At 68.2% G+C, this 1,396-nt stretch carries 2 protein-coding genes; both read right to left on the reverse strand.

What is annotated here, in order from left to right; all coding sequences use genetic code 11:
• Nucleotides 1-1,048 (reverse strand): efflux RND transporter periplasmic adaptor subunit (locus EN742_RS35045; protein WP_128333887.1); only part of this gene is annotated, 1,048 nt, incomplete at its 3' end.
• A complete protein-coding gene (locus tag EN742_RS35050; protein ID WP_245455453.1) occupies nucleotides 1,029-1,217 on the reverse strand; it encodes a hypothetical protein in 189 nt (62 codons plus the stop codon). The genes EN742_RS35050 and EN742_RS35045, both read right to left, overlap by 20 nt.
• Nucleotides 1,218-1,396: the final 179 nt, after the last annotated feature.

Genomic DNA, 1,396 nt, shown 5'->3' on the forward strand with positions numbered 1-1,396 from the left:
CGACATGATCGCCTTCGGAGAGACCGCTTTCGATGGCGACACGGCCGCTCTGGCGCGTGCCGGTCGTGACGAGACGCGCGCTGACCTTGTCGGCAGCGTCGACGACGAAGACAGCCGGCTTGCCGTCATGCCAGACAAGCGCGGCTTCGGCGACGCTCAGCCGTTGCGAGGCGGCGGTCGCGATCGAGACGCGGGCGAACATGCCCGGCTTCAGGCGGGAGGCTTCGCCGAGCGAGACATAGACGGTGGCGAGCCGCGTGGTGGTGTTGACCGTTTCGGCGATCGAGGAAACGCTGCCGGCAAAGTGGCGGCCGGAGGCGTCGACAACGTCGGCGGCCTGCCCAACGGAGATCGCCGCCAGGTCCTTCTCGGGCACAAGCACGCCGACCTCCAGCCTGCCGTCGCGGATGATCTTCATCAGTTCGGTTCCGGCCTGGACGATCGACCCGGCGACCGCCGGCTTGCTGGAGACGATGCCATCGAACGGCGCACGGATGGTGGTGCGGTCGAGCTCGGCCTGCAGCCGCTCAGTGGCGGCTTGCGCCTGGTCGACCCCAGCCTTGCCGGTCTTGACGGCGGTTGTCTTCTCCTCTGCAGTCTCGGCGCTGACGGCGTTGCTGGCCAAGAGTTTGTCGGCGCGGGCGGCTGCCGATTTCGCGGATTCAAGCGTCGCCTGCGCCTCCGCGACCGCTGCCTTCTGCTCCGCGAGCTGGGCTTTGAGCAGCGAGTCATCCAGCCGGGCCACGACATCGCCCGCCTTCACATGATCGCCTTCGGCAACCAGCACGTCGGTCAGGCGCAAGCCGCTCTCCTCCGCTCCAATCGTCGCTTCCTGCCAGGCGGCGACCGTGGCGGTGGCGCTGACGGAAGCCGTGATCGCCTCGGAGCGGACCACCTCGACGGAAACGGTCAGCGTGGCGGCCTGAGCGGCCGTCCGCGCCGCTGGTTCGGGCGCGCCGCGGCCATAGGCTTTCAGCGCCACGACGGCGGCGAGCGCAACCAATGCGGCCAGCAGGAGGAGATGCCTCTTACGCAATTTTCTGGTCATGATTCTTGCTGCTTGAAGGGTCGGAGAGCGGAAGCGATAGGCGGTAGGCGGCGAAGCTCAGCCGGATCGCGCCCTTGAGCGTCTCCGCCGGCAGGACCAATGGCGTGGAGCGGGCGCGGTGGCCGATCGGCAGGCCTGGGCCGATGGAGGCGATCAGCCGCAGCATCATCAGGGCTTCCCACAATTGTCGTGCTTTCGTTTTTCAATGACTGCAGTCTGCCGCCTGCAGAACCGGCCGGCCCGTGAACGGGTGGGTCAGCGGGCCGGCCGGTGCAGCCGGTCAGAGTTGTTCGCCATTCCGGGGTAGGGGTGGCGGAAGCTGTCCGCCGCCAGGCAGACCTCCGGGGC

The organism is Mesorhizobium sp. M4A.F.Ca.ET.020.02.1.1 (assembly GCF_004022645.1).
Classification (GTDB): domain Bacteria; phylum Pseudomonadota; class Alphaproteobacteria; order Rhizobiales; family Rhizobiaceae; genus Mesorhizobium.